The 23,136-nt window shown below is 68.8% G+C and carries 22 protein-coding genes; 14 read left to right on the top strand and 8 right to left on the bottom strand.

From position 1 onward, the window contains the following. Positions 1 to 24: 24 nt before the first annotated feature. The 7 genes from D4740_RS10630 (at position 25) to D4740_RS10600 (ending at position 4,369) form a co-directional block, all read left to right on the top strand. On the top strand, positions 25 to 609 hold the full coding sequence (locus tag D4740_RS10630; protein WP_119836960.1) for a 50S ribosomal protein L25/general stress protein Ctc: 585 nt from the start codon (positions 25 to 27) through the stop codon (positions 607 to 609). A gap of 19 nt (positions 610 to 628) precedes the next feature. Beyond that, complete coding sequence (gene pth, locus D4740_RS10625; protein ID WP_119836910.1) at positions 629 to 1,243, top strand: aminoacyl-tRNA hydrolase; 615 nt, start codon at positions 629 to 631, stop codon at positions 1,241 to 1,243. Between the two features lie 74 nt (positions 1,244 to 1,317). Beyond that, positions 1,318 to 2,286 (top strand): hypothetical protein, encoded by a 969-nt coding sequence (locus tag D4740_RS10620; protein ID WP_119836909.1) that lies wholly within the window; start codon positions 1,318 to 1,320, stop codon positions 2,284 to 2,286. A gap of 99 nt (positions 2,287 to 2,385) precedes the next feature. Further along, positions 2,386 to 2,865: a hypothetical protein gene (locus D4740_RS10615; RefSeq protein ID WP_119836908.1), complete on the top strand. Its 480-nt coding sequence runs from the start codon at positions 2,386 to 2,388 to the stop codon at positions 2,863 to 2,865. 19 nt (positions 2,866 to 2,884) lie between these two features. After that, entirely contained in the window at positions 2,885 to 3,358 is a 474-nt protein-coding gene (locus D4740_RS10610; RefSeq protein WP_119836907.1) for a hypothetical protein, read from the top strand. A gap of 12 nt (positions 3,359 to 3,370) precedes the next feature. Then, positions 3,371 to 3,880: a hypothetical protein gene (locus D4740_RS10605; protein ID WP_182911400.1), complete on the top strand. Its 510-nt coding sequence runs from the start codon at positions 3,371 to 3,373 to the stop codon at positions 3,878 to 3,880. 9 nt (positions 3,881 to 3,889) lie between these two features. Further along, positions 3,890 to 4,369 (top strand): hypothetical protein, encoded by a 480-nt coding sequence (locus D4740_RS10600; protein ID WP_147392905.1) that lies wholly within the window; start codon positions 3,890 to 3,892, stop codon positions 4,367 to 4,369. Here D4740_RS10600 and D4740_RS10595 read toward each other — a convergent pair. From D4740_RS10595 to D4740_RS10575, 5 genes are all read right to left on the bottom strand, one after another. After that, positions 4,366 to 5,103, bottom strand: coding sequence for a response regulator transcription factor (locus D4740_RS10595; protein WP_119836904.1), 738 nt, complete (start codon positions 5,101 to 5,103; stop codon positions 4,366 to 4,368). The two genes, D4740_RS10600 and D4740_RS10595, sit on opposite strands and share 4 nt — an antisense overlap. Continuing rightward, complete coding sequence (locus D4740_RS10590; protein ID WP_119836903.1) at positions 5,085 to 6,827, bottom strand: histidine kinase; 1,743 nt, start codon at positions 6,825 to 6,827, stop codon at positions 5,085 to 5,087. Before D4740_RS10590 ends, D4740_RS10595 begins: the two co-directional genes overlap by 19 nt. Positions 6,828 to 7,031: 204 nt before the next feature. Beyond that, the gene (locus tag D4740_RS10585; RefSeq protein ID WP_119836902.1) at positions 7,032 to 7,931 is read right to left on the bottom strand and encodes an ABC transporter permease subunit; all 900 of its coding nucleotides are present in this window, start codon (positions 7,929 to 7,931) and stop codon (positions 7,032 to 7,034) included. 79 nt (positions 7,932 to 8,010) lie between these two features. Continuing rightward, on the bottom strand, positions 8,011 to 8,964 hold the full coding sequence (locus tag D4740_RS10580) for an ABC transporter ATP-binding protein (protein WP_119836901.1): 954 nt from the start codon (positions 8,962 to 8,964) through the stop codon (positions 8,011 to 8,013). A gap of 378 nt (positions 8,965 to 9,342) precedes the next feature. Next, on the bottom strand, positions 9,343 to 9,993 hold the full coding sequence (locus tag D4740_RS10575; RefSeq protein WP_119836900.1) for a septum formation family protein: 651 nt from the start codon (positions 9,991 to 9,993) through the stop codon (positions 9,343 to 9,345). A gap of 321 nt (positions 9,994 to 10,314) precedes the next feature. Between D4740_RS10575 and D4740_RS10570 the strand changes: the two genes are divergently transcribed. From D4740_RS10570 to D4740_RS10540, 7 genes are all read left to right on the top strand, one after another. Beyond that, the gene (locus tag D4740_RS10570) at positions 10,315 to 11,352 is read left to right on the top strand and encodes a Bax inhibitor-1/YccA family protein (protein ID WP_119836899.1); all 1,038 of its coding nucleotides are present in this window, start codon (positions 10,315 to 10,317) and stop codon (positions 11,350 to 11,352) included. Between the two features lie 200 nt (positions 11,353 to 11,552). Further along, a complete protein-coding gene (locus tag D4740_RS10565) occupies positions 11,553 to 11,960 on the top strand; it encodes an FKBP-type peptidyl-prolyl cis-trans isomerase (RefSeq protein WP_119836898.1) in 408 nt (135 codons plus the stop codon). Between the two features lie 305 nt (positions 11,961 to 12,265). Next, the gene (gene ilvD / locus D4740_RS10560; protein WP_119836897.1) at positions 12,266 to 14,161 is read left to right on the top strand and encodes a dihydroxy-acid dehydratase; all 1,896 of its coding nucleotides are present in this window, start codon (positions 12,266 to 12,268) and stop codon (positions 14,159 to 14,161) included. A gap of 273 nt (positions 14,162 to 14,434) precedes the next feature. Beyond that, complete coding sequence (locus tag D4740_RS10555) at positions 14,435 to 15,298, top strand: ATP-binding cassette domain-containing protein (protein ID WP_119836896.1); 864 nt, start codon at positions 14,435 to 14,437, stop codon at positions 15,296 to 15,298. 1 nt (position 15,299) lies between these two features. Further along, on the top strand, positions 15,300 to 16,214 hold the full coding sequence (locus D4740_RS10550) for an ATP-binding cassette domain-containing protein (RefSeq protein ID WP_259390801.1): 915 nt from the start codon (positions 15,300 to 15,302) through the stop codon (positions 16,212 to 16,214). After that, the gene (locus D4740_RS10545) at positions 16,211 to 17,773 is read left to right on the top strand and encodes an ABC transporter substrate-binding protein (protein WP_119836894.1); all 1,563 of its coding nucleotides are present in this window, start codon (positions 16,211 to 16,213) and stop codon (positions 17,771 to 17,773) included. The genes D4740_RS10550 and D4740_RS10545 overlap by 4 nt, the downstream gene beginning before the upstream one ends. A 33-nt stretch (positions 17,774 to 17,806) precedes the next feature. Then, positions 17,807 to 19,591: an ABC transporter permease subunit gene (locus D4740_RS10540; protein ID WP_259390800.1), complete on the top strand. Its 1,785-nt coding sequence runs from the start codon at positions 17,807 to 17,809 to the stop codon at positions 19,589 to 19,591. 133 nt (positions 19,592 to 19,724) lie between these two features. On the opposite strand, the gene D4740_RS10535 is transcribed toward D4740_RS10540, so the two are convergent. From D4740_RS10535 to D4740_RS10525, 3 genes are all read right to left on the bottom strand, one after another. Beyond that, complete coding sequence (locus D4740_RS10535; RefSeq protein WP_119836893.1) at positions 19,725 to 20,663, bottom strand: glycine betaine ABC transporter substrate-binding protein; 939 nt, start codon at positions 20,661 to 20,663, stop codon at positions 19,725 to 19,727. An 89-nt stretch (positions 20,664 to 20,752) separates the two neighbouring features. After that, complete coding sequence (locus D4740_RS10530) at positions 20,753 to 21,601, bottom strand: proline/glycine betaine ABC transporter permease (RefSeq protein ID WP_119836892.1); 849 nt, start codon at positions 21,599 to 21,601, stop codon at positions 20,753 to 20,755. Continuing rightward, the gene (locus D4740_RS10525) at positions 21,598 to 22,890 is read right to left on the bottom strand and encodes a glycine betaine/L-proline ABC transporter ATP-binding protein (RefSeq protein WP_119836891.1); all 1,293 of its coding nucleotides are present in this window, start codon (positions 22,888 to 22,890) and stop codon (positions 21,598 to 21,600) included. Before D4740_RS10525 ends, D4740_RS10530 begins: the two co-directional genes overlap by 4 nt. Positions 22,891 to 23,136: the final 246 nt, after the last annotated feature.

The following is a 23,136-nucleotide window of genomic DNA, read 5'->3' as shown; positions in this document are numbered from 1 at the left end:
CTGATGAGCACGGAGGAGACCCCCATGGCAGACAACACCGTCACTCTCAAGGCACAGCTGCGCACCGCGCTGGGCAAGGGGCCTGCCCGGCAGGCCCGTCGTGCCGGTCAGGTTCCCGCAGTCGTCTACGGTCACGGCGCCCAGCCCCGGCACCTGCTGCTGGAGGAGCACGCCACCCGCATGGCCCTGCGCTCCAACGAGAACGCCCTGGTGGAGCTGGAGATCGAGGGGGAGGAGCCCCTTCTGGTCCTCACCAAGGAGGTCCAGCGCCACCCCGTGCGTCCGGGTGTCCAGCACGTCGACTTCCTCCTGGTCAACCGCAACGAGCAGGTGGAGGTCGAGGTCCCAGTGACCGTGGTCGGGGACGCCGCGCCTGGCACCATGCACATGATTGAGGCGGACCACGTCGTGATCTCCGCCTCTGCGGTGGCCATCCCCGAGGTGATCGAGGTGGATGTGACCGGTGTTCAGGCCGGGACAGTCATCACGGTGGCCGACCTGTCCCTGCCGGAGGGCGTAGAGGCCGTCGCGGACGCCGGGCTCGGTGTGGTCAACGTGAGGGAGGACTCCAGAGGATCGGCCCCGGCGTCGGCCGAGGCTGCACAGTGAGTACCGGGGGGAGCCGGGCATGAGTGCCCCCTGGCTGGTGGTGGGGCTGGGCAACCCCGGCCCCCGTTACGCCCGCAACCGCCACAACCTGGGACGCATGGTGGTGGAGGTGCTGGCTGGGCGTGCCGGGGCGAGGCTGTCCTCCCACCGCGCCCACGCCCAGGTAGCCGAGGTGCGTCTGGGGGTGCTGCCCGGGGGAGCCCCCGGCCCCCGGGCGGTCCTGGCTCAGCCGGGCACCCTCATGAACGGCTCCGGCGGTCCGGTCAAGGCTCTGGCCGACTACTACGGTGTGGAGGCGACCGACCGCCTCCTGGTGGTCCACGATGAGCTGGACCTGTCTGCTCACGTCCTGCGGCTCAAGCGCGGCGGCGGTGAAGGCGGGCACAACGGCCTGAGGTCGGTCTCCTCCGCCCTGGGTACGCGGGGCTACGCCCGGCTCCGCGTGGGGATCGGGCGCCCTCCGGGGCGTCAGGACCCGGCGGACTACGTGCTGGAGGACGTCCCTGCCCGGGAGCGGCAGGCCCTGGCGGTGACTCTGGAGCAGGCCGCCGACGCCGTGGAGCAGGTGGTGGCCCTGGGCCTGGAGGCCACCCAGCAGCGCCTCCACGCGCCCGCTGCGGCGCCGGAGATGTAGCCCGCTTGTTCTGCCTTTGCGTCTCCACGTCTGGGGCCACCGACCCGGAGACTGTTCGGGAGACCCTGGCGGCCGTGCCCGGAGGGAACCTTCTGGAGGACGTCGCGGCGGTGACGCCGAGCACCAGCACCAGCCAGGTGCTGACGGTGGACACCGACGTCACCGACACGGTGGTCTCCGAGGACCCCAGCACACCGATCCACCTGACCTCACAGCAGGGCAAGGAGGTCAGTGTCACCCTGCCCTACGCTGAGACCTCTGAGACCGCCGTGCCGGTGGGCGACGGGGTGGTCTCCTTCGCCAACGAGCAGGGGTTCACCTCCGTGCCGGTGGTCAAGGAGGACGGCTCAGCCCAGGTGGCCCTCATGGTGGAGTCCGCGGACGCGCCCGAGCGCTTCCCCTTCCAGGTGGGTCTGCCCGAGGGAGCGACTGCCGAGGTGACCGAGGAGGACGGCGGGGTGGTGTTCACCTCCGCCGAGGGCGAGTTCCTCGGGGGCCTGACCCCACCGTGGGCCAAGGACGTCAACGGCACCGAGCTGGCTACCCGCTACGAGGTCGAGGAGACCAGTTCCGGCGGCGTGGTGGTCACCCAGGTGATCGAGCACCACTCTGGCGGAGCCGCCTACCCCGTGGTGGCCGACCCGTGGCTGGGCATCGATCTGTTCGGGGAGGCGGAGTATGACAGACCGGAAACCGACGGACATGGTGACGTGGTGCTGTCCGTCATGCTGTCTCGCTGGGGCTGGTACTGGTACATCACTGGGGGTAATCCTCCAGTGATGCCGCCGCAGCCCTGGACAGGACAGGGGATCCTCCTGACCGCGGGCTGGGACGAGGTAGTGGACAAATTGGATCGAGCCGATGACAAACCCACTATCCGCCACCAGTACGAGTGCCACGTGGCTCTTGGTTATATTGTCTGGGCACCGCCGCCGCTCGGAGGCGCAGGGGTGCACTGGGACTTCGAGATGGCCCGTGTCAACAAGCCCGACTGGCCAATGGACATCCTGGAGCACAGGTGCAACTGGCGGGAGTACGACTAGGCTGTGCACGGATCCTCAGTCGGTTCGTGATCGCGTCAGGCTGAGAGCTGCTGTAGTGCCGTTGCGGCAGGTACTTGTGAGTGAGTATGAGGAGTGGTCGTGGTTGAGCGCCGTGTGCGGCGGTGGTCCTGGGGCAGGAGGATCGTGGGCGCGGTGGTGGTCATGGTCCTCCTGCTCTGGGGGTACGCGGGCTGTGTCCGGGCGCTGGAGAACCGTGACGGCATCCCGGCGGACTGGGCTATATTTCTGGGGTCTTATGACTCCGAGGTATTTCCTGACCCGGTGGAGACCACGGAGCAGACCTGCACCGAGGACCTGCCCTGCCGATGGGCGGTCACCTCAGACACCGCCGTCGTCATGATGTTCGACGACCAGAGGGACGCCTGCCGGGCTGCGCAGACCCTGCCCGCCACGGTGCGCCAGGACTGGATAGCCGTGCGCTTCACCCCCGGCGCCCTGACCGTGAAGCAGCGCAACGACTTGATGGCGCACTTCGCCAACTACAACCGTGACCCGGACGGCGACTTTGCCGACGACCTGGGCTCGTGGCTGCCCTGGGTGGTACGGACCTGCTCGTAAAAATCAGGAAGGAGAGGCGGTGCCTTCAGGTAGTGCACTGCGGGCCTGGGTCAGGACGGTCGTGATCGTGTTGGCGGTGCCGGTTCTGTTCCTCGGGTGGTTCCTGGGCTGCCTGTGGTACCTGGAGCTGCGTGACGACATCCCGGCCAGTTGGGCCGTGGAGCTGGGGACGCTGAACCCGGAACTGTTCCCTGCTCCGGTGGACACCACCGCCCAGACCTGTACCGAGGACCTGCCCTGCCGGTGGGCGGTCACCTCAGATACTGCGGTGGTCATGATGTTCACCAGCCAGAAGGACGCCTGCCAGGCCGCCCACACCCTACCAGGTACGCTGCGGCACGACTGGCTGGCCGTCCAGTTCACCCCGGGGGCGCTGAGCGTGGAGGAGCGGGCCAACCTGCTGCTGCACTTTGACGCCTACGAGCGATACCCCTATGGGGAAGGAATCGACGACATGTCCTGGCTGCCCTGGATCACCCCGAACTGCTCGTAGGGAGTGTCTGCTGTGACGGCTCGAGGCTCATGGTGGAGCCAACTGCTCGAGGGGGCAGCGATTGCGGTGGCAGTCGTGGTCCTGGTGTACGTGGGTTCTGTGGGCATCATTATCGCGACCTACTATACGGCGGGGCCGAGTGATGACGGCCTGGCAGAGTGGGTCGCGGAGCTGGAGACTCTGGACCCAGAGTTGATGCCCCACACGCGGGACACCACTACCCAGACCTGCACCGAAGACCTGCCGTGCCGGTGGGCGCTCACCTCAGACACCGCCGTGGTCATGATGTTCAACGACAATCCAGCAGCCTGCCACGCCGCGGATCCCCTACCTGACGCGTACTGGCGCGACCAGGTAGCCGTCCGTCTCACCCCCGGCGCCCTGACCCAGGAGCAGCAGGACGACCTGCTCATCCACATCGACACCTACTACAAACGCTACTACTGGCGCACCAGCGAGCAAGGCACCCCGGACCCGCTGGACCCCTGGGCTCTCGAGGAGGACCAGTCCTGTCCGTCGTAGGGTGTGGTCGTGGCTGTACACGGTCGTAGTGCCTCGCGGCGAGGGCTTGGGCGCGTCCTGGGCGTCGTGTCTGTGCTGGTCCTCCTGCTCGGCGGATTCGTAGCCTGTGCCGTGGCGATGGAGCGTCGTGACGACATCCCAGCGAGTTGGGCTGTATTTCTGGGGTCTTATGGCTCCGAGGTATTTCCTGACCCGGTGGAGACCACGGAGCAGACCTGCACGGAGGACCTGCCGTGCCGGTGGGCGGTCACCTCCGACACCGCGGTGGTCATGATGTTTGACGACCAGCGGGACGCCTGCCGGGCGGCGGACACCCTGCCGCGTACGGTGCGTCACGACTGGCTCGCCGTCCAGTTCACCCCCGGTGCCTTGAGCGTGCAGCAGCGCGCCGACCTGCTGCTGCACCTTGACAGCTACCACCGCTATCCGCGTAGCAACGGCTATGACAGCTTCAGCCGGTGGGAGGCCGGAGCCGGGTCCTGCTCCTAGGCCATAAGCCCCGACTCGTAGGCGAGGACGACGGCCTGGACCCGGTCACGCACGTCCAGCTTGGTCAGCACGTTGCCGACGTGGGTCTTGACCGTGGTGGCAGACACCACCAGCTGGTCGGCGATCTCCGCGTTGGACATCCCCCGGGCCATGAGCAGCAGGATCTCCTTCTCCCGGGGGGTCAGGGAGGTGATGCGCGGGTCCTGGGAGATGGAGGCCCTCTCCCGGTCCTCCGGCAGCGAGGAGGCAAACATCTCCAGCATCCTCCTGGTGACCCGGGGGGAGACCACGGCCTCGCCGGAGGCCACCGTACGGATCGCGGCCGCCAGGTCCGCCGGACGCGTGTCCTTGAGGAGGAACCCCGAGGCCCCGGCGCGTAGCCCGGCAAAGGCGTACTCGTCCAGGTCGAAGGTGGTCAGGATCAGGATCCGGATGCCGGGGAGCTCCCGCACGATCGTCTCGGTCGCCTCGATACCGTTCATCCCCGGCATGCGCACGTCCATAAGGATGACGTCAGGTCCCAGCGCCCGGGCCTGGGCGACTGCAGTGGCCCCGTCGGAGGCCTCGCCGACGACGTGGATACCTGGCTCAGCGTCCAGCACCATGCGGAAGCCCATACGCATAAGGGACTGGTCGTCAGCCAGGAGGACGGTTACCGGTGCGGGCTCCTCTGGGGTACCCGCACCGGCGCCACCGTCGGCCGGAGCCGCGTCGTTCACAGGGGCATCTGCCATGACAGTGTTCCTTCGTTCTTCTCGTCCCAGCGCAGGACCGCGCGGACCCGCCAGCCCGTGGCGGTCGGTCCGGCCTGGACGCTCCCACCATAGACCGCGGCCCGCTCCCGCATGCCGATGAGGCCCTTGCCGGAGCCGTGCATCGGGCGGGCTCCGGGAGCCGCCTCGTTGTCCACGGTGAGGACAGCCGTGCCAGTGTGACGCTCGACGGTGACTGCCACCCGCGGTGAGGTAGGAGCGTAGCGCAGGATGTTGGTCAGGGCTTCCTGAGCAATACGGAACACTGTCAGCTGGAGGGCCTTGTCCTCAGGCAGCGCCTCACCAGACCACGTGTAGTCCACCGGGACCCCAGCGGCGCGGAAGCGCTCCACCAGCCCGGCGATATCCGCCTGCTCCGGGGCCGGAGCCAGCGGGGTTGCCCCTGCGGAGGAGTCCGAGTCGTGGTCGGTAGCCTCCCGGCGCAGGTCGGCGATCGGGGCGCTGGGCTCGACAGCCGCCACGGTCCCCGGAGGTGCGAACTCCGGGACAGGCAGGTCGCGCACCTCGGGGGAGCGAGATGACCGGGTTCCCGTCTGGGCTGCCCGGGACCTAGCTGCCGTGCTCCGGGAGGGGCCGGGGTCGTTGCCCTTCGTGTCTCCGGCTCCTTCGGCAGGGCGAGGGCCGGGTGGGGGCGGCGCCCCGCCAACCTCAGGGGCGTCCTCGGTAGGGTCTGAGGGCTGGTCCCCGGAGACGGGCGGGCTACCGGTGTCATGCCCGACCCCGGTCAGCGCGGGGTCCTCCCGCAGCACGCCGACCAGGCGGCGGGTGTCCGCCAGTGCCCCGCGCCCGGTCTCCGCCAGAGTCTCCAGGGCCTTCCTAGCGGTAGCCGGGTCGCGGTCGATGGTAGCCGCCGCGCCGTCAGCCATGGTGATCATGACAGCCAGGGAGTGGGCGACGACGTCGTGCATCTCCCGGGCGATCCGACTGCGCTCGTTGGAGGCAGCCAGCAGGGCCTCCTGTTCGCGAGCCAGCGCCAGGCGCGAGGAGCGCACCTCCACCTCGGTGACGCGTAGGCGTGCCGAGCGTAGGTTCAGCCCCGTCAGTACCGTGACGAGAAAGATAAGTGTCATCTGGAGCATCACCTGAAGCGTCTGCCCCGAGGTCGCAGGGTAGCCCTCAATGAAGACCGCTGTTAGGTAGAAGACGGCCATTGTCGTGATCCAGGCGGCCCAGGTTGTCAGCGGGCGGCTGCGAGCGGCGACTGTTCCCAGGGTGATGGGTACGCCTAGCCAGGCGAATATGGTGATGACGACAGCGGCCAGCCCGAACTCCTCGGTCGTAGGCGGTCGGTGGACCCACAGGAGGAGCTGCTCATACAGGGGCAGCAGAGTCAGCAGAGCCAGCCACGCCACCACGGGGTGACGCCGCCGCAGGGTCAGGGCCATAGCACCGCACAGCCAGGCGGCAAGCGCCAGGGGGTAGCGTGCCACCAGGGCCGGGACGGAGGACAGCGACTCCCCGTACTGATGGAGGGCCAGGTGGGCCATGAGGATGTTGGTCAGCAGGACCGCCACGGCGATAGTGCCGTCCACCCAGGTGGGGTGACTGCGGTACCAGGATGTCAGTGAGCGGGCGAGGCCGCGCAGGAGGTGTCGCGCAGAGCCACGGTCACGGGTGGTGTCGCGTGCCTCCACCGGAGCCGCCTGAGCAGGAGCGGTGTCGAGGCTGGGAGAAGAGTCGGGCATCGGGGCCAGTGTGCCACCGCGGCCTCGCCAACCGGGAGCCTGCCAGCGGGGCGAGGTGTGTTGCGGTGGGCGCTGGTAGGCCAGCGGGCCGACCCGCTCCCCGATCGCGGGGCGCCTGGGTCGGCCCGCGTGAGGGCCGCCAGCCAGGGGCTGGGTGGTGACCACGTTGTCTACCTGTCTCTACCTAGGACCTAGGTGCCTGACCTAGGCGTCACGCCGGGAGAGGACGATCCAGCCGATGATGACGGGCACGATCGCCCAGGCGGCGAAGACGGCGGCAGCCTGCCACTGCTCCAGGAAGAACGAGGTACCCGACGAGGCCCAGTCGACTGTCCGGGCGAAGGGGTCCTGTACGGCTGTGGCGCTGTTGCCGGGCAGGAGGCCGTCGATCTCGGCAGCGACGTCCCACCGCATTGCGGCCAGGCCCAGGGGGAGGTCCAGGATGAACAGCAGGACGACGGCGACGGTGATCGTCCCGGCGGTGGAGCGCAGGAGGAAGCCCAGACCCAGGGACATCAGCGCGATACCCGTGAAGGCCAGACCGGTTCCCCAGAAGTATCCCAGGTACTCGGGGTCTGTGAGGGACCCGGCGTGCTCACCCAGGAACGGGGCGGACGCCCCCCAGGCCACGAGGACGGAGACCAGGCCCAGGAGGAAGGCCAGGGCGGAGACGACGACCGCCTTGGCGGCCAGGAGCCTGCCCCGATGGGGGACGGCGGCTAGGGAGGAGCGGATCTGTCCTGAGGCGTACTCGCCGGTGACGGTGAGGGCAGCCTGGACGGAGATGACGATCTGGCCGAAGACGATACCGCCTGTGATGCTGTCTATCGCGTCGCTGTAGGCCTCCTCGGCAGCGTAGGTGATAGCGATGGCGGCTCCGAAGAAGGCGGTCAGGAAGAGGGCGAGGCCGCTGGTGATCCAGGTAGAGCGCAGGCTGCGGATCTTGGCCCACTCTGCGTAGACGGCGCGGGCAAAGGTCTGGCGTCCGGTGACACGGCTGCGGTAGGGGCGTCTGGCGGAAGGGGCTGTGCTGGGGGCGGGGACTGCGTCGGACACGGCGTTGGCTGCCCGGGTGGGTGCTGTGCTGGCTGCTGGGGTGGTCATGGTAGTTCCTTGGCAAAGCTGTAGTGGGTGGGGACTGGCGCGCGGCAGGTGTGGCCCTGGGCTTGCGGGCCGGGCGGCGCTAGACGGTGGCCGGTGCTTGTTGGCGGGCGGGGGCACTCCCTCCCGTGGCCTGCCCGGTGGTGTACTCGGTCTCGCCAGAAGTCAGGGTGAGGTAGGCCTCCTCCAGGCTGGCGTGCTCAGTGGTCAGCTCGTGGAGGGTGACCCTGGCTGCTGCTGCGATGTCACCGACCACATGTGCTGGTGCGGCTGTGGTGGTCAGGGTGCCGGGGCTGGGGCTGGAGGTCTCCACACCCCGGGAGGCCAGGGCCTGGGCCAGGGTGTCAGCCTGGGGGGAGACCACGCGCACGACGTCGCTGGTGGCCTGGGCGATGATCTCGTCAACCGGGCCGCGCGCCAGGATGCGTCCCCGGGCGATGACCAGGAGCTGGTCGGCGGTCTGGGCCATCTCGCTCATCAGGTGGGAGGAGATGAACACGGTGCGTCCCTGGGAGGCTAGGGCACGACAGGTCTCGCGTACCCACTTGACGCCCTCGGGGTCCAGCCCGTTGACCGGCTCGTCCAGGACGAGCACTCCGGGGTCGCCCAGCATGGCTGCGGCGATCCCCAGGCGCTGACCCATGCCCAGGGAGAAGCCCTTGACCCGTTTGCGAGCCACGCTCATCAGCCCGGTCATCTCCAGTACCTCGTTGACTCTCTTGGTGGGGATGCCGTTGGACACCGCCAGCTGGGTCAGGTGCGCCCGGGCGCTGCGCGAGCCGTGCATTCCCTTGGCGTCCAGCAGGGCGCCGACCTCGCACAGCGGGGCGCCCAGGTCCCGGTAGGCGCGCCCGTTGACCCGCACACTGCCACCGGTGGGGCGGTCAAGCCCCATGATCATGCGCATCGTGGTGGACTTTCCGGCTCCGTTGGGCCCCAGGAAGCCCGTGACGGTCCCAGGCTCCGCGGTGAAGGACACCCGGTCCACAGCCGTCTTGTCACCAAACCGCTTTGTCAGCTCCACAGCCTCAATCACAACAGTCTCCTCTCGATGGGTAAGCCAGGCCAGGGGGCGGTGGAGACGGGAGAGGGGCGGAAGCCGTGGTTAGCGGCGCCCCGCCTCAGGTCTGCCACCGTGGATCCGGCGGCCCGGGCAGATGGTCAGCGACCGGGCTGGAGGGCCGCTGGCTGGAACCAGGCTAGGGGCGTGGGTGAGGCGTCTGACTCGCCCGGGAGGCTGAATCCTGGTGAGCCTGCTGTCCCTCTCGGGGGGAGGGTGTCTCCTCCGCGCGGAGGAGAGCGGAGGAGACACGGCAGGTATCCCGCTCAAGCGACAAAAACGTCGGAGGACAACACGATGCCTTGTTGTCCTCCGACGTTTTTGTCGCGTCAGTGAGAGCGGTCCGGGGAGAGGTCAGGTGGTCTCCTCAGAGTCCTGAGTGCCCTCGGGGGCCTCTGCTGGGGCACCCCCGCCCTCGGCGACGGAGCCGGTCATGGCAGACTCGTCCACCCTGAAGGCGAAGCAGAGAAAGCCCCGGTCATTGGAGGCGTTCCAGGCTACTTCGTTCGGGTAGAGATAGAGCAGCCGGAAGCTGGTCTCGTCGACGTCGCTGGAGGCGTAGCCGGAGAACTGGGAGGTACATGCGGTCTCCACGTCGGCGGCCAGGGCCTCCTCGTCATAGGTCTCGTAGGACTCTTCTGCAGCCTCACCGGTGTGGTAGAGCTCCAGGTAGTGGGACTCCTTGCAGTCGGTGACATGGAGAAGAGGGTTGCTGGAGCTCATGACGTCGTCAGGGGTGTCGGTGAGACAGTCACCCACCTCCAGGTCGTCCAGGAAGGCAAGCGAGGAGTCCGGACCGGATGGCTGGGAGGGGGTCTCGGACGGGCTGGCCTCGTCGCTGGGTGCGGCAGTGGGGCCGCCGTTGGGGGTGGCGCTCTGGGAGCTCTCGCCAGCAGGACCGAGCGTGGTCAGGGCGACAGGCTCCGCCTGGCTGCCAAGGCAGGCGCTGAGAGCAAGGAGGAGCGCGGCGGCCACGGGGAGCGCGGACAGCTTGGGAGATCGCATGACAGCGAGTCTGCCTGAAGGTTCCGGGGCGCGCTAGGGGCGGACAGCCTGCGAGAAGCCCATAATACCCCGATTACCTTGATTTCCCTGTCAGCGAGACCGGGAAGCCTCGGTTCGGACAGGGGTTGCCCGTACCGCCGGGACTGGTGGGGTCGTGAGGGCTAGACTGGTGTCTGTCCGTGGACGCAGGTGGTGACCAGGTGGAGGCACGGACGGTCCCGCCGATCCTGCACTGGGTGGCAGCTGCCGTGTCGCCGCAGCCAGGTGGTACCTGGGACAGGCCTGGCCAGTACAACGGAGAGTAGTAGACGGAGAGTAGCAGTGAGTAATCCCTTCTTCAGTCAGAGCCGGGCGTTTGCCCCGGGTGGGGGCGTGCGTGAGTCCGAGCCCGTGGGGACCACTCCTGGCGGGTACCCCACGATGCCGGGCTACCAGCCCGGCTACACCGGCTCCGGGCAGGCTGGCTATGCTGCCCACCGGTCCTACGGGGCCGGGCAGGCCTACGGCCAGGGCTACGGGCAGGTCTATGGTCAGGTCCCGGGCCAGGCCTGGGGGCAGCAGGGCGGCTCCTACGGCACCACCCAGCCCGGCTACGGGCAGGTCAGCCCGGAGCAGGTGGCCGGCATGGAGGCCCGGTACCGGGCGCCTGCAGCCACGAGCACGGACATGCGGCGGATGACCTATGACGACGTCATCATCCGTACCGCGGGCCTGTTCGCGGTCATCGTGGTGGTCGGGGCGGTGTCGTGGAACCTGGTGACCACCCCGGCCACGACGGGCCTGGGGACCATGCTGATGCTTGTCGGCCTGGTCGGGGGCCTGGTGCTGGGGCTGGTCAACTCCTTCAGGCGGGTGCCCTCCCCGGCGCTCATCATGGGCTACGCGGTGTGCGAGGGCCTGCTGCTGGGGGGCTTCTCCGGGATCATGGAGTACCGCTACGAGGGCATCGTGGCCCAGGCGGTGCTGGCCACCGCGGCGACCTTCGTGGTGGTGCTGTGCGCCTACCGGTTCGTCGGCTTCAGGGTCCAGGGCCGCGTCCGGCGCGTGCTGCTCGTGGCCGTGGGCGGCTACCTGCTGTTCAGCCTGGTCAACCTGGGGCTCATGCTCACTGGGGTGACCCCGGGGCAGTGGGGGCTGCGCAGCATCGAGGTCATGGGGATCCCCCTGGGCGTGGTCATCGGGCTGGCCGCGGTGGTCATGGCCGCCTTCTGCCTGGCGGTGGACTTCGAGTCTGTCCAGCAGGGCGTGGACAACCGCCTGCCCCAGCGCTACGCCTGGGCCGGGGCCTTCGGCCTGGTGGTGACCATCGTGTGGATGTACATCGAGTTCCTCCGCCTGCTGTCCTACTTCCGCGACTGACACCCGCACCAGAACAGGCGCGCCGGTGGAGGAGGTCCTCAGTGAGGCTCTCAGTGCAGCCACTGAGGGCCTCACTGAGCCCCGGACGGGGGCTGCTGGTCCCCGCCCGAGGCTCCTGCTCCGTGCCGGCGCCGCCGGTGGGGCTGGTCAGTGCCCGGGACCTGGGTGTACGCCACAGTCGCCTGGCGTAGGCTCCTGCCATGATCAGTATGAACATGCCCTCCGTCGGCGGCGCCAAGGGGACTAGGCCGTCCCTGACCTTCCCCGGCCCGCAGGCACCCGAGGGCCTCCAGGTGCAGGTTGTCGACGCCGGGGACGGCCGGGTGGTTGAACCGGGGGACACGATCGCCTGCCACTACCTGGGCCAGGTCTGGGACGGGAAGGTCTTCGACAGCTCCTACGACCGTGGCCAGCCGCTGAGCTTCCAGGTTGGGACCGGGATGGTAATCCGCGGCTGGGACGACGCCCTGGTGGGACAGAGGGTCGGATCTCGGGTGCTGCTGTCGATCCCCTCTGAGCTTGGCTACGGCGATCGTGGCGTCCCGCAAGCAGGGATCAGAGGTGGTGACACTCTCGTCTTCGTCACGGAGATTCTAGGCGTTATGTGATTCCGGGTGGGCGGGGCGCTCGGTCTGGGCGGCGGGCCTGGCAGGAGGCTCCCGGCGAGGAGTCGTGCCTAGCATGAACCTACGCGCGAGGACGGCTGAGCAGACCTGGCGCCGACGCTGCTCTCGGTCCGGTCGGCCGGGAATGCGCAGGGCCGTGTGCGTGCTCTAGCAGGGAGCACTAGGCTGGGAGGCGGACGCGGTGTCATTACCGGGTCCTCGCCTACTGCGGTGACGGGGTTGCTCGCTACCGCCACTGCCGAGTGCGTCCCAGTGACGTCCCTACAGACCTCCCGACAGGAGAGAACATGCCGCAGTACCGCAGCGCCACCTCAACCTCCGGCCGTAACATGGCGGGCGCACGCGCCCTGTGGCGCGCGACCGGCGTCAGGGACTCCGACTTCGGCAAGCCCATCATCGCGATCGCCAACTCTTTCACCCAGTTCGTCCCCGGGCACGTGGGCCTGCGCGACGTCGGCCGTCTGGTCGCCGCCCAGATCGAGGCTGCCGGCGGTATCGCCAAGGAGTTCAACACCATCGCCGTGGACGACGGCATTGCCATGGGTCACGACGGCATGCTCTACTCCCTGCCCAGCCGAGAGCTCATCGCTGACTCAGTGGAGTACATGGTCTCCGCCCACTGCGCGGACGCCCTGGTGTGTATCTCCAACTGTGACAAGATCACCCCTGGCATGCTCATGGCCTCCCTGCGCCTGAACATCCCGACGATCTTTGTCTCCGGCGGGCCCATGGAGTCGGGGAAGATGGTGTCCGCGGACGGCACCACCCGCAAGCTGGACCTTATCGACGCGATGATGGATGCCGGTGACCCCACGGTCCCCGATGAGACCATCTCCGCCATTGAGCGCCTGGCCTGCCCCACCTGCGGCTCCTGCTCGGGCATGTTCACTGCCAACTCTATGAACTGCCTGACGGAGGCCCTGGGCATGGCGCTGCCGACCAACGGATCGCTCCTGGCCACGCACGCCGACCGCAAGGCTCTGTTCCAGGAGGCCGGCCGCCAGATCGTTCAGATCACCAAGGCCTACTACGAGGAGGACGACGCCTCCGTCCTGCCGCGCTCGATCGCCACCAAGGCCGCCTTTGAGAACGCCATGAGCCTGGACATTGCTATGGGCGGCTCTACCAACACGGTGCTGCACCTGCTTGCTGCCGCCCAGGAGGCGGAGGTCGACTTCACGATGGCCGACATCAACCGGCTTTCCCGCAAGGTTCCCCACCTGTGCAAGGTGGCTCCCTCCACCAACGTCTTCCACATGGAGGACGTCCACCGGGCCGGCGGCATCATGGGCATCCTTGGGGAGCTGGACCGTGGGGGGCTGCTTGACACCACCACTCGTACCGTGTTGCGTGGCACCTTGGCCGACGAGCTCGACCAGTACGACATCGGCTGCCCCGGCGAGGGCGGCGGGCGCGATCCGCAGGCGAGCCGGGTGGATGAGGCGATCCGCACCCGCTACCTGGCCGCCCCCGCGGGTGTGCGCACAACCGAGATGTTCTCCCAGTCCTCCCGGTGGGAGGCGCTGGACACTGATCGTGAGAACGGCGCCATCCGCGACGTCGCCCACGCCTACTCCGCCGACGGAGGGCTGGCGGTGCTGTTTGGGAACATCGCGGAGAAGGGCTGCATCGTCAAGACAGCGGGAGTGGACGCCTCGATCCTCACCTTCTCTGGTCCCGCGGTGGTCTTCGAGTCCCAGGACGACGCCGTGGAGGGCATCCTCGGCGGCAAGGTGAAGGCAGGCGACGTGGTGATCATCTCCCATGAGGGGCCCCGTGGGGGGCCGGGCATGCAGGAGATGCTCTACCCGACCACCTACATCAAGTCCATGCACCTGGGCAAGGAGTGCGCGTTGCTGACCGATGGGCGCTTCTCCGGGGGGACCTCGGGCCTGAGCATCGGGCACGTCTCCCCGGAGGCGGCGGCGGGCGGCCTCGTCGGCCTGGTTCGCAGCGGTGACGTCATCGACATCGACATCCCGGCCCGCTCCATCTCGGTGCGCCTGGACGAGGCCGAGATCCAGCGTCGTCGTGCGCAGGAGGAGGCGCGCGGGGCGGCCGCCTGGACCCCCCACTCCCCGCGTCCCCGCAAGGTCTCTGCCGCCCTGCGCGCCTACGCGATGCTGGCAACTAGCGCCGACCTGGGGGCCGTGCGGGACCTGGGCCTGCTGGGGGCCGACTAGGGGTGCGGGCGCGTGGCCCACGGGGCGTCGTCGCTCCGGGGGCCACGCAGTCGTCAGGGGCTGTCGGGCTGGGCGCGGCACGGTGGTGCTATCAGCCAGATTTGAGAACGGTTGTCATTATGGTCTATGGTGCCTTTATGACAGTTGCTCCCAGGTGTCGGCCGGAGGTGTGGTGCGCGCGCCCGTCGTGGCGCCTTGGCGTGGTGGGCGTGGTACCAGCCTCTTTCGTGACGGGATTGCGCCTCGGCCCTTTCGCCTCTAAGGTTCTTAGGTATGGCAACCCTTCTTAAGTCGTTGAGTGTCCGCGCGGGAGGGCGTCAGCTGCTCAAGGATGTCAGCCTCGCCCTGTCCCCGGGAAGCCGCACCGCCCTGGTCGGGGCCTCCGGGGCGGGGAAGTCGCTGACCTGTGCTGCGCTTGCGGGTGTGCTGCCGCCAGGCCTGACGGTGACCGGGAGCCTCACGGGCACAGGACCTGAGTCGGCAACCGCGGTCAACCTCCTGCCGCTGCCTGCCTCGCGCCGTCCTCTGCGGGACCGGGTCGCGCTGGTCCCCCAGGATCCAAGCACGGCCCTGCACCCGCTGACACCTGTCGGACGTCAGATCGAGCTGGCGGCCCGTACCTCGCAGAGTACCCGCCACCGGGCGGCTCAGCGTGTGACGGACCTGCTTGCTGCCGTTGGCCTGGAGAGGCGGCTTGCGGAACGAGTGCCCGGATGTCTCTCAGGAGGTCAGCGTCAGAGGGCCTGCCTGGCCCTGGCCCTGGCGGGTGACCCGACCGTACTGATTGCTGACGAGCCCACCACGGCGCTGGATGTCGTCACTCGTGCTGAGGTCCTTGACCTTCTGGCCCGGGTGACAGGTCGGGACGACGGTCCGGCCCTGCTACTGATTACCCACGACCTCCCGGCTGCCATGATCTGTGAGGACATCGTGGTCCTCTCCCAGGGAGAGGTCGTCGAGAGGGGAGCCACGTGGCAGGTCCTCGCCTGCCCTGATCACCCGGTGACGCAGGCCATGTGCGAGGCAGCCAGACGTGAAACTCTCCCGGCCGCTCTGACGGCGTTCACCGATGTCAGGCTCCCGCAGGCGCAGGACGTCGATGGGTGCCCGCGGACCCTCGTGCGGCAGGTGTCCTAGCGTGGAGGGGCTGAGGGTCAGCAATATCGCCCGCTCCTACCCAGACGGCTCCGGAGGCTTGCGCCCCGTCCTCGACGGTGTCAGTCTTGATCTTCCTGCCGGTCACAGTGCTGCCCTCCTCGGGCGCTCTGGATGCGGGAAGACCACCTTGCTTCGTGCGCTGCTGCTTCTGGACGTTCCGGGTCCGAAGGACTCCGGGGAGATCCTGCTCGACGGCACTCCCGTGCTCCGGCGCAGCGCGCGTCGTCTGCGCTCCTACCGACGGGTCGTCCAGTATGTCCCCCAGGACGCTGCCAGCAGCCTTGACCCCCGGCTCAGGGTCGTGTCGCAGGTCACCAGACCCATGCGGACTCTGGGGGTCCCCGGGAGCCGGGAGGAGCACACGGCTGCTGCCGAGGATCTTCTCACTCGTCTGGAGCTTCCTCGGCAGGTGTGGCACTCTCGTCCGCACGAGCTCTCTGGCGGGCAGGCTCAACGTGTTGCGATCGCCCGTGCCCTGGCGCCAGCCCCTCGTCACCTTCTTCTTGACGAGCCCGTGTCAGGGCTCGATCCTGCGCTGAGACGCCAGGTCCTGGAGCTCCTGTCGGGGATTGGTGCAGACCTGGCTGACAAGGAGACCACAGCCCAGCCCCAGCACGTACCAGCAGAGCAGCAAGACCGTCCCGCCCCAGCCCTGGACTGCGCCCGTCCCGCCCCAGCCCTGCTTGTTGTCTCCCACGACCTAGCGGCTGTCGCCCGTATCTGCAGCCGCGGGATCGTCATGGACGGCGGGGTTCTCGTCGAGGACGCGCCGATGGGTGACCTTCTGACCGCCCCGTCCCATCCCGCCGCCCGTGCCCTGCGTGACGCCGTGCCCAGCCTGCCTTCCCCGCAGGGCGCCTACCAGCCTCAGCAACCTGCAAGGAGACAGACATGAACACCTCCGCACCGGTCCCCACCCGTCGCCAGGCGATCGCGGTGCTAGGCATAGGAGCAGGTGCGGTCCTGGTCGCAGGCTGTGGCGGTGGCCCGCCCGAGGCCACCGACGGCCGTGTCCGCCTCGCCATGTTTAATACGCCGCGCGCCAGTATGAGCCCCTTCTCTGACGACGCGTTCATGCTGACCAAGTGGTCGTGTGCCGAGACTCTGGTCAATCTCGACGCCGAGGGCAAGCTGGTCGAGGCGCTCGCCTCCTCCTGGGAGCGCACCAACGCCACCACGTGGCGGTTCACTGTCCGCGAGGGGGTCACCTTTCACGACGGAAGCGCCTTGACCGCGGAGCAGGCGGCTGCCTGCATCGACTTTGCGGCCAGCCACCCTGAGGCTCCCCGTATCCTCGACGACGTCGAGCTGAGCGTCACCGCCGAGGGCAGCGAGGTCGTCGTCACTACGGCCGAGCCTGACCCGCTGCTCCCGCAGCGCTTGTCTAGCCCCAGCATGGTGATCCTCGCCGAGGGAGCCTATCCCGACGCCTCTGACGGCGTCATTGACCCTATCGGCTACGGGACCGGGCCCTTCAGACTGACTGAGGTCAACGGGACGGCTACCGCCACCTTGGAGCGTTATGAGGACTACTGGGGAGAGGCCGCCACCGCGTCAGGCATCGACGTGTCCTTCGTGCCTGACGGCACCGCACGTGGCTCCGCCCTGCGCACCGGCGAGGCCGACGTGGTCGAGGCGGTCCCCTTCTCCCAGGTCGCCAACCTTGACGAGTCGCTCCTGCACGAGATCGTCACGCCGCGGACCCTCACGCTCTACCTCAACACTGCCGAGGGCGTCTTTACCGACAAGGGCCTCAGGGCCGCCGTCAGGGACGCCATTGAGCCCACCGAGCTCACCGCCACCGTCTACGAGGGCTACGCCGACGTCGCGCCCGGTCTGTTCGGCCCGGCACTGACGTGGGCCGAGGAGCTGCGCTCGTGGGGCACCACCTCCTTCACCGGGGCCAAGGGCGCCGGTGCCGCGGGCCGGGTTCCCGGGGCCGCCAAGGCCAGCAAAGTTCCCGAGGGGACCACCATCACGATCGGTACCTACAGCGACCGTCCCGAGCTCGAGGAGGTGCTCGTCGTCGTCACCGAGCAGCTGGAGAAGGCCGGGTTCACGGTCAAGAACGACGTACGCGAGTACGAGCAGATCGAGTCCGACGCCCTGGCGGGAGCCTTCGACGCCTTCCTCCTGTCACGAGGAACGGTCCTGGACTCCGGGGACCCGGTGGCCTACATGGAGTCTGACTTCTCCTCCGACGGGTCGTTCTCGCTGTGCTTCCTCAAGGACACGAAGGTAGACGCAGCGCTGGACAAGGCCGCCGCGCTGGAGGCCGGGCAGGAGCGGCGCAAGGCCATCATCGCTGCGGAGGAGGCGATCCTCGCTACCGGGGCGGCCGTCCCCCTGGTCAACGAGCGCCTGCTCCAGGGGGAGGCGGCAGGGCTCACCGGTGCCGAGCGGGACCCGTACACCAGGGCGCTGATTACCGCCTCTACGGCGGTCGGGCAGTGAGGTCGGGCAGTGAGTCAGGCAGCAGGTGGGCTGATGGCCCGAATGGTAGGCACGGTGGTGGGTCTGCCGCGCAGGGCCCGCCGCCACTACGACGGGGTGGTCGTGGCCTCCCGGGTGCTCGCCTTTAGCGGACTGGTGGCCCTGGTGGGGATGCTGCCGTGGCTGTCAGCCAACGATCCTGCCCTGACCATCCTGAGGGCAACCTCTGACGAGCGTGAGCCCACCCCGGAGGCGCTGGAGGCCATCCGGGAGCGGCTGGGTCTGGGTGACGGTCCCCTGGGCAGCATCGGCCACTGGCTGGGCGGTGTCCTCCGCGGCGACCTGGGTACGTCATGGGTGTCGGGCGGTGACGTCGCTCCCGGTACGCTGGACGCCTTCAGCGTGTCTCTGGGCCTCATGGGGGCGGCCCTCCTGGTGTCCCTCCTTGTCGCGACACTGCTTACCCTGCCAGCCATGCGGGCTGGGCTGCGGGGGGAGCCCCGTCCCCGGGGCGGGGCCGTCGCGGCCCTCCTGACCTCGCTGCCGGAGTACCTCCTGGCCCCGGTGCTCCTACTGACGCTGGCGGTCTACGCCGGGCTGCTGCCGCCTTACGGATGGGGACGGGCTGCCCAGGTGGTGCTGCCCGCCCTCACCCTGGGCCTGCCCGGCGGTGGTCTCCTGGGTGGCCTGCTTGCCGACGCCGTCACGGCGACCTTCAACGAGCGGTGGGTGGCTACCTGGACCACTACTGGCATATCCCGCGCCGCCCTGGCACGGGCGGTGCTGCGTCGCGCCCTGGCGCCCCTGTGCGGCCAGGTGGGTCTGGTGGTGGTCGGGCTGACCGGGGGTGCGGTGGCCACCGAGCAGATCTTCGCGATCCCCGGGATCGGCAGGACGCTCCTGAGCTCGGCCACCGCGCAGGACGTCCCCTCCCTCCAGGCGGGGATCCTGCTCCTGCTGGCGCTGGCCGTAGGAGTCGGTGCCCTGGCAGAGCTGGTCCGCCGGTGGCTGCTGGGAGCAGCCGTCGGGACCCCGCTGCCCGCGCCTCCACCTGTGCGCCGTCCGGGGCGTAGTGCGGGCGTCATCGCCGTGCTCGGGTCGCTGGTCCTCATGGGGATGGTCTGCGCGGGGATCGGCCGGAACCCGCTGGCCACCGGCTACGAGCGGCTAGAGGTACCCAGCCTGGCCCTGCCGCTGGGAGGTGACGCCCTGGGGCGTGACGTCCTGGCTCGCGTGGCCCACGGGGCGGTCTCTACCACGACCACCGCCCTGGTCGTGTGCCTTGCGTGCTTCCTGGTAGCCATGTTGGTGGGGCTGGTGCCCCGTGCCGCCATGGGCTTCACCGAGGTCGCCAACGCGGCCCCGCCGGTCCTGGCGGGACTGGTCGTGGCGGCGGTGACAGGTCCGAGCGCCCTGGGCGCCGCCGTGGCGGTGGGCTGCGTGGCGTGGGCGCCACTGGCGTCACACGCCGGCTCGCTCGTGCGCGAGGTCCGTCAGCGGCCCGATGTCGCCCTGGCACCGGTGCTGGGGGAGGGAAGGGCGCGGATCACCCTGACGCGGGTGGTGCCTGCCATCGCCCCGCCCCTGGCACGTCACGCCGCCCTGCGGCTGCCGGGGATCGCCCTGGCGCTGGCCGGTCTGGGCTTCCTCGGCCTGGGAGCGCAGGCCCCCACGCCGGACTGGGGACTGGCGCTAGCCGAGGCCCTGCCCTATATCGAGCGGGCGCCGTGGGCTGTTGCCGCCCCTGCCTCGGCCCTGGTGGCGCTCGCGGTGACGGCCGTGGCCACCTCCCGGGTGAATATGTCCGTCGAGCGGCGCCGCGGCGTCGGGGACGGCTGAGCCCGGCTACGGGGACCTGACAGGCTGGGGGGCTGAGACCAAGCGAGTAGGATCGGCCTCAGTCCCCCACGCCGCACCGGCCCAGGTGGCCCTGTCGCGCAGCACCCAGGCCCGGTTGTATGCCGTGCTGCGCTCAGATGCTCAGCGAGTCGCGGAAGTCGGAGTTGTCCTCCAGCCAGGTGCGGGCTGACCCCTCGTTGTCCGTGCCCTCGTTCTCGTTGAGCATGAGATCCTCCAGAGAGCTGAGCTGCTCGTCGGTGATCGTGAAGTCCGTGAACAGGGTCGCGATGTCAGGCATGTCGTCGGACAGGCCCTGGCGCCCCAGCGCGTGGATCTGCTCGGCCTCGCCGAAGGCGTTCTCGGGATCCTCCAGGTCGCGGATCTCGTAGGCGCTGTAGGCCCAGTGCGGGCTCCACAGGGTGACGACGATGTTGTCCCCCTTGCTCATGGCGCCCTTGAGCTCGGCCAGCATGGCTGAGGTGGAGGAGGTGGCGAACTCCATCGTGTCCAGGCCGTAGGTGGGGATGACCGACTCCTCGGTCTGGGTGGTGATACCCGCACCCGCGTCGATGCCCACGATCCTGTTGTCAAAGTCGGAGGCGGAGTCGGCCAGCTCGGCGATAGAGGTGATGGGGGCGGAGTCGTTGACCGCCAGGGCGAGCTTGGCGTTGGTGTACCAGGCGCCGAAGTCCTCGACCTTGTCACCGTACTGGTCCATGTAGGACTCGTGAGTGGTGGGCAGCCAGGCGTCGAGCATGAGGTCGTAGTCGCCGTTGGCCAGGCTGCTGTAGGCGACACCGACGTCGGCGTCGGACAGGGTGACGTCGTAGCCCTCGTCGGTAAGGATGACCTTGAACAGGTTAGAGATGGCGATGCCCTCGTCCCAGCCCGCGGGCACGCCGATGGTCAGGGCCTTGTCGGAGGAACCGCCGGAGCCGCCGGAGGAGCCGGAGCCGCCGGAGGAGCCACAGGCGGCCAGGCCGGTGGCGGCCAGCACGCTGGCACCCACGGTCAGGGCGTGGCGGCGGGAGATGCCGGGTGGGGTGAGGTGGTTGCTCAGTTGGTTACTCATGGTGCTTCCTTTCGGTTCAGGGACGGGAGGGGAGCGGCTGGTGAGCGGCGCAGCGGGTGCGGCACGGGTGTGGTGGGCAGGAGTCGGCCTCAGCGGGAGCCCCAGCTGCGGGAGCCGAAGGCCGCGGTCACCCGGTCCAGGTAGACGGCCAGGAGAACGACGGACAGGCCGGCCTCGACCCCCAGGCCCACGTTGACCCGCTGCAGGGCGGTGACGACGTCGGAACCTAGGCCGCCGGCGCCCACCATGCCCGCGATGACGACCATGGACAGGGAGAGCATGATGACCTGGTTGACCCCGCCCATAATCGTCGCCCGGGCCAGCGGCAGCTGGATCTGGTAGAGGATGCGGGTGGGGGTGGCGCCGAAGGCCTGACCAGCCTCGACGACCTCCTTGTCCACCTGACGGATGCCCAGCTCGGTGAAGCGCACGCCGGGGGCGATGGCGAACATGATGGTGGCCACCACCGCCGGGACGATCCCCACGCGGAAGATGACGACGAAGGGGATGAGGTAGACGAAGGCGGGCATCGTCTGGAGGAAGTCCAGCACGGGGCGGACGGCGCGGGACACGGCCTGGCTCCGGGAGGCCCAGATTCCCAGGGGGATCCCGATGACGAGAGCGAAGAAGGAGGACACCAGCACCAGGGAGAGGGTGTCCATGGCGTTCTCCCACTGGTCCATGCCGTAGATGACCAGGAAGCCTGCGGCGGCGCTGAGGCCGCCCAGCCACCCGCGGGCCACCCAGGCAAGCGCTGTCAGGACGATGATGACCAGCCAGAACGGGGGCGCGGCCAGGAGCCAGTCGACGCCGTCGAAGCAGCTCTGGATGAGTGAGGAGACACCGTCAAAGAACGCTTCCCAGGCTGTGGTGACCCAGTCGACCGCTGCGTCGGCCCAGTCGCCGACGGGGATCCGGAAGTAGGGGCTGGAGCTCATCGTGCGTACTCTCCGTCCTTCTGCGGGTCGTCCTGGTCGTCCGCGGTGCTCCCGGTGACCTCCTCAGGGCTGTCGGGCGCGGCGTCGGTCTCGCTACCTCCCGCCAGGGCCTGGAGCATGGCGACGCGCCGCACGATCCCCTGGAAGATGCCGTCCTCGCTGGTGACGGCCAGCGGTAGACGCGCCTCGACAGAGGCGGCGAACATCTCGTTGAGCGTGGTCCCCGGCTGCACTGCTGAGTCGTCGGGGTGGATGAATCCGTCGGACACCTTCCTGGACGCCTCCTTGGGGGCCGTCCCCTCCCGCAGGCTGGTGGCCAGCTCCTCGGCGTAGACGGAGCCGAGCAGGCGCCTGGTGCCGGACTCCACCACGTAGGCACCCTCCACCTTGGCGTCGTTGAGCAGCCGCAGCGCCACCTTGAGGCCGTCGCCAGGCCGGATGACCACTGGCGGGCTCTCCACCAGGGACTCCGCCGTGAGCACCCGGGAGCGGTCGACGTCGGAGACGAACCGGGCGACGTAGCTGTTGGCGGGGTCGGAGAGGATCTCCTCGGCGGTGCCGATCTGGTCGATCCGCCCGTCACGCATGACGGCGATCCGGTCGCCCAGGAACATGGCCTCGTTGAGGTCGTGGGTGATGAAGACGATCGTCTTGCCCAGGCTCGCCTGGAGGTCAAGGAGCTGGACCTGCATGTCGCGCCTGATGAGGGGGTCCAGCGCGGAGAAGGCCTCGTCCATGAGCAGGATGTCCGTGTCGGCGGTCAGCGCCCGGGCCAGCCCCACCCGCTGCTGCATGCCGCCGGACAGGGCGGAGGGCATGGAGGTCTCCCAGCCCTTGAGGCCGGTCAGCTCCAGGGCGCGCAGCGCCTTCTCCTCGCGCTCCTGCTTGTCCACGCCCTGAATCTCCAGGGGGTAGGCGGCGTTGGCCAGCACGCTGCGGTGCGGCAGAAGGGCGAAGTGCTGGAAGACCATGGAGATCTTCTCCCTGCGCACGGTGCGCAGGTCCTTCTCCGACAGGTCCGCCAGGTCCTGGCCGCCAATGGTGATGTGCCCCGAGGTCAGGGGCAGCAAGCCGTTGAGCATGCGCAGCAGGGTCGACTTGCCCGATCCTGACAGGCCCATGACCACGAAGGTCTCTCCCTGGCGCACGTCAAAGCTGGCGTCAATGACTGCCGCCGTCCCCAGGCGGGCGACGTCCTCACGGCTGCTCCCGGCCTGGAGCTCCTCAACCGCCTGTCTCGATGATCGTCCGAATACCTTGTACACGTGTTCTGCGCTGAGTGCGCTCACACGGGCCCCTTCCGTTGATGATGACTCCGCCCAACGACGTCAGCACAATTTATACGGCAGCGTGGCGGAGGTGGTGAGCCGTCGACAACTTGCTCACGACGGTCCCCAGCCTAGCGTGCTCAGTCTCGACTGTCCGTCGTTTTGGCGTCATTCCTGCATCCTCGCCTCTCTTGGCTGGGTGGCTGGACCCGGGTTTCTTGTTGTGAGGACCTGGAAAAGCTCCGGTCGGCGACGAGGTGGCGGGTG

It is taken from the genome of Actinomyces sp. 2119, assembly GCF_003591215.1.
In the GTDB taxonomy this organism is placed as follows: domain Bacteria; phylum Actinomycetota; class Actinomycetes; order Actinomycetales; family Actinomycetaceae; genus Actinomyces; species Actinomyces lilanjuaniae.
This window is presented reverse-complemented; position numbering and strand designations above follow the sequence as displayed.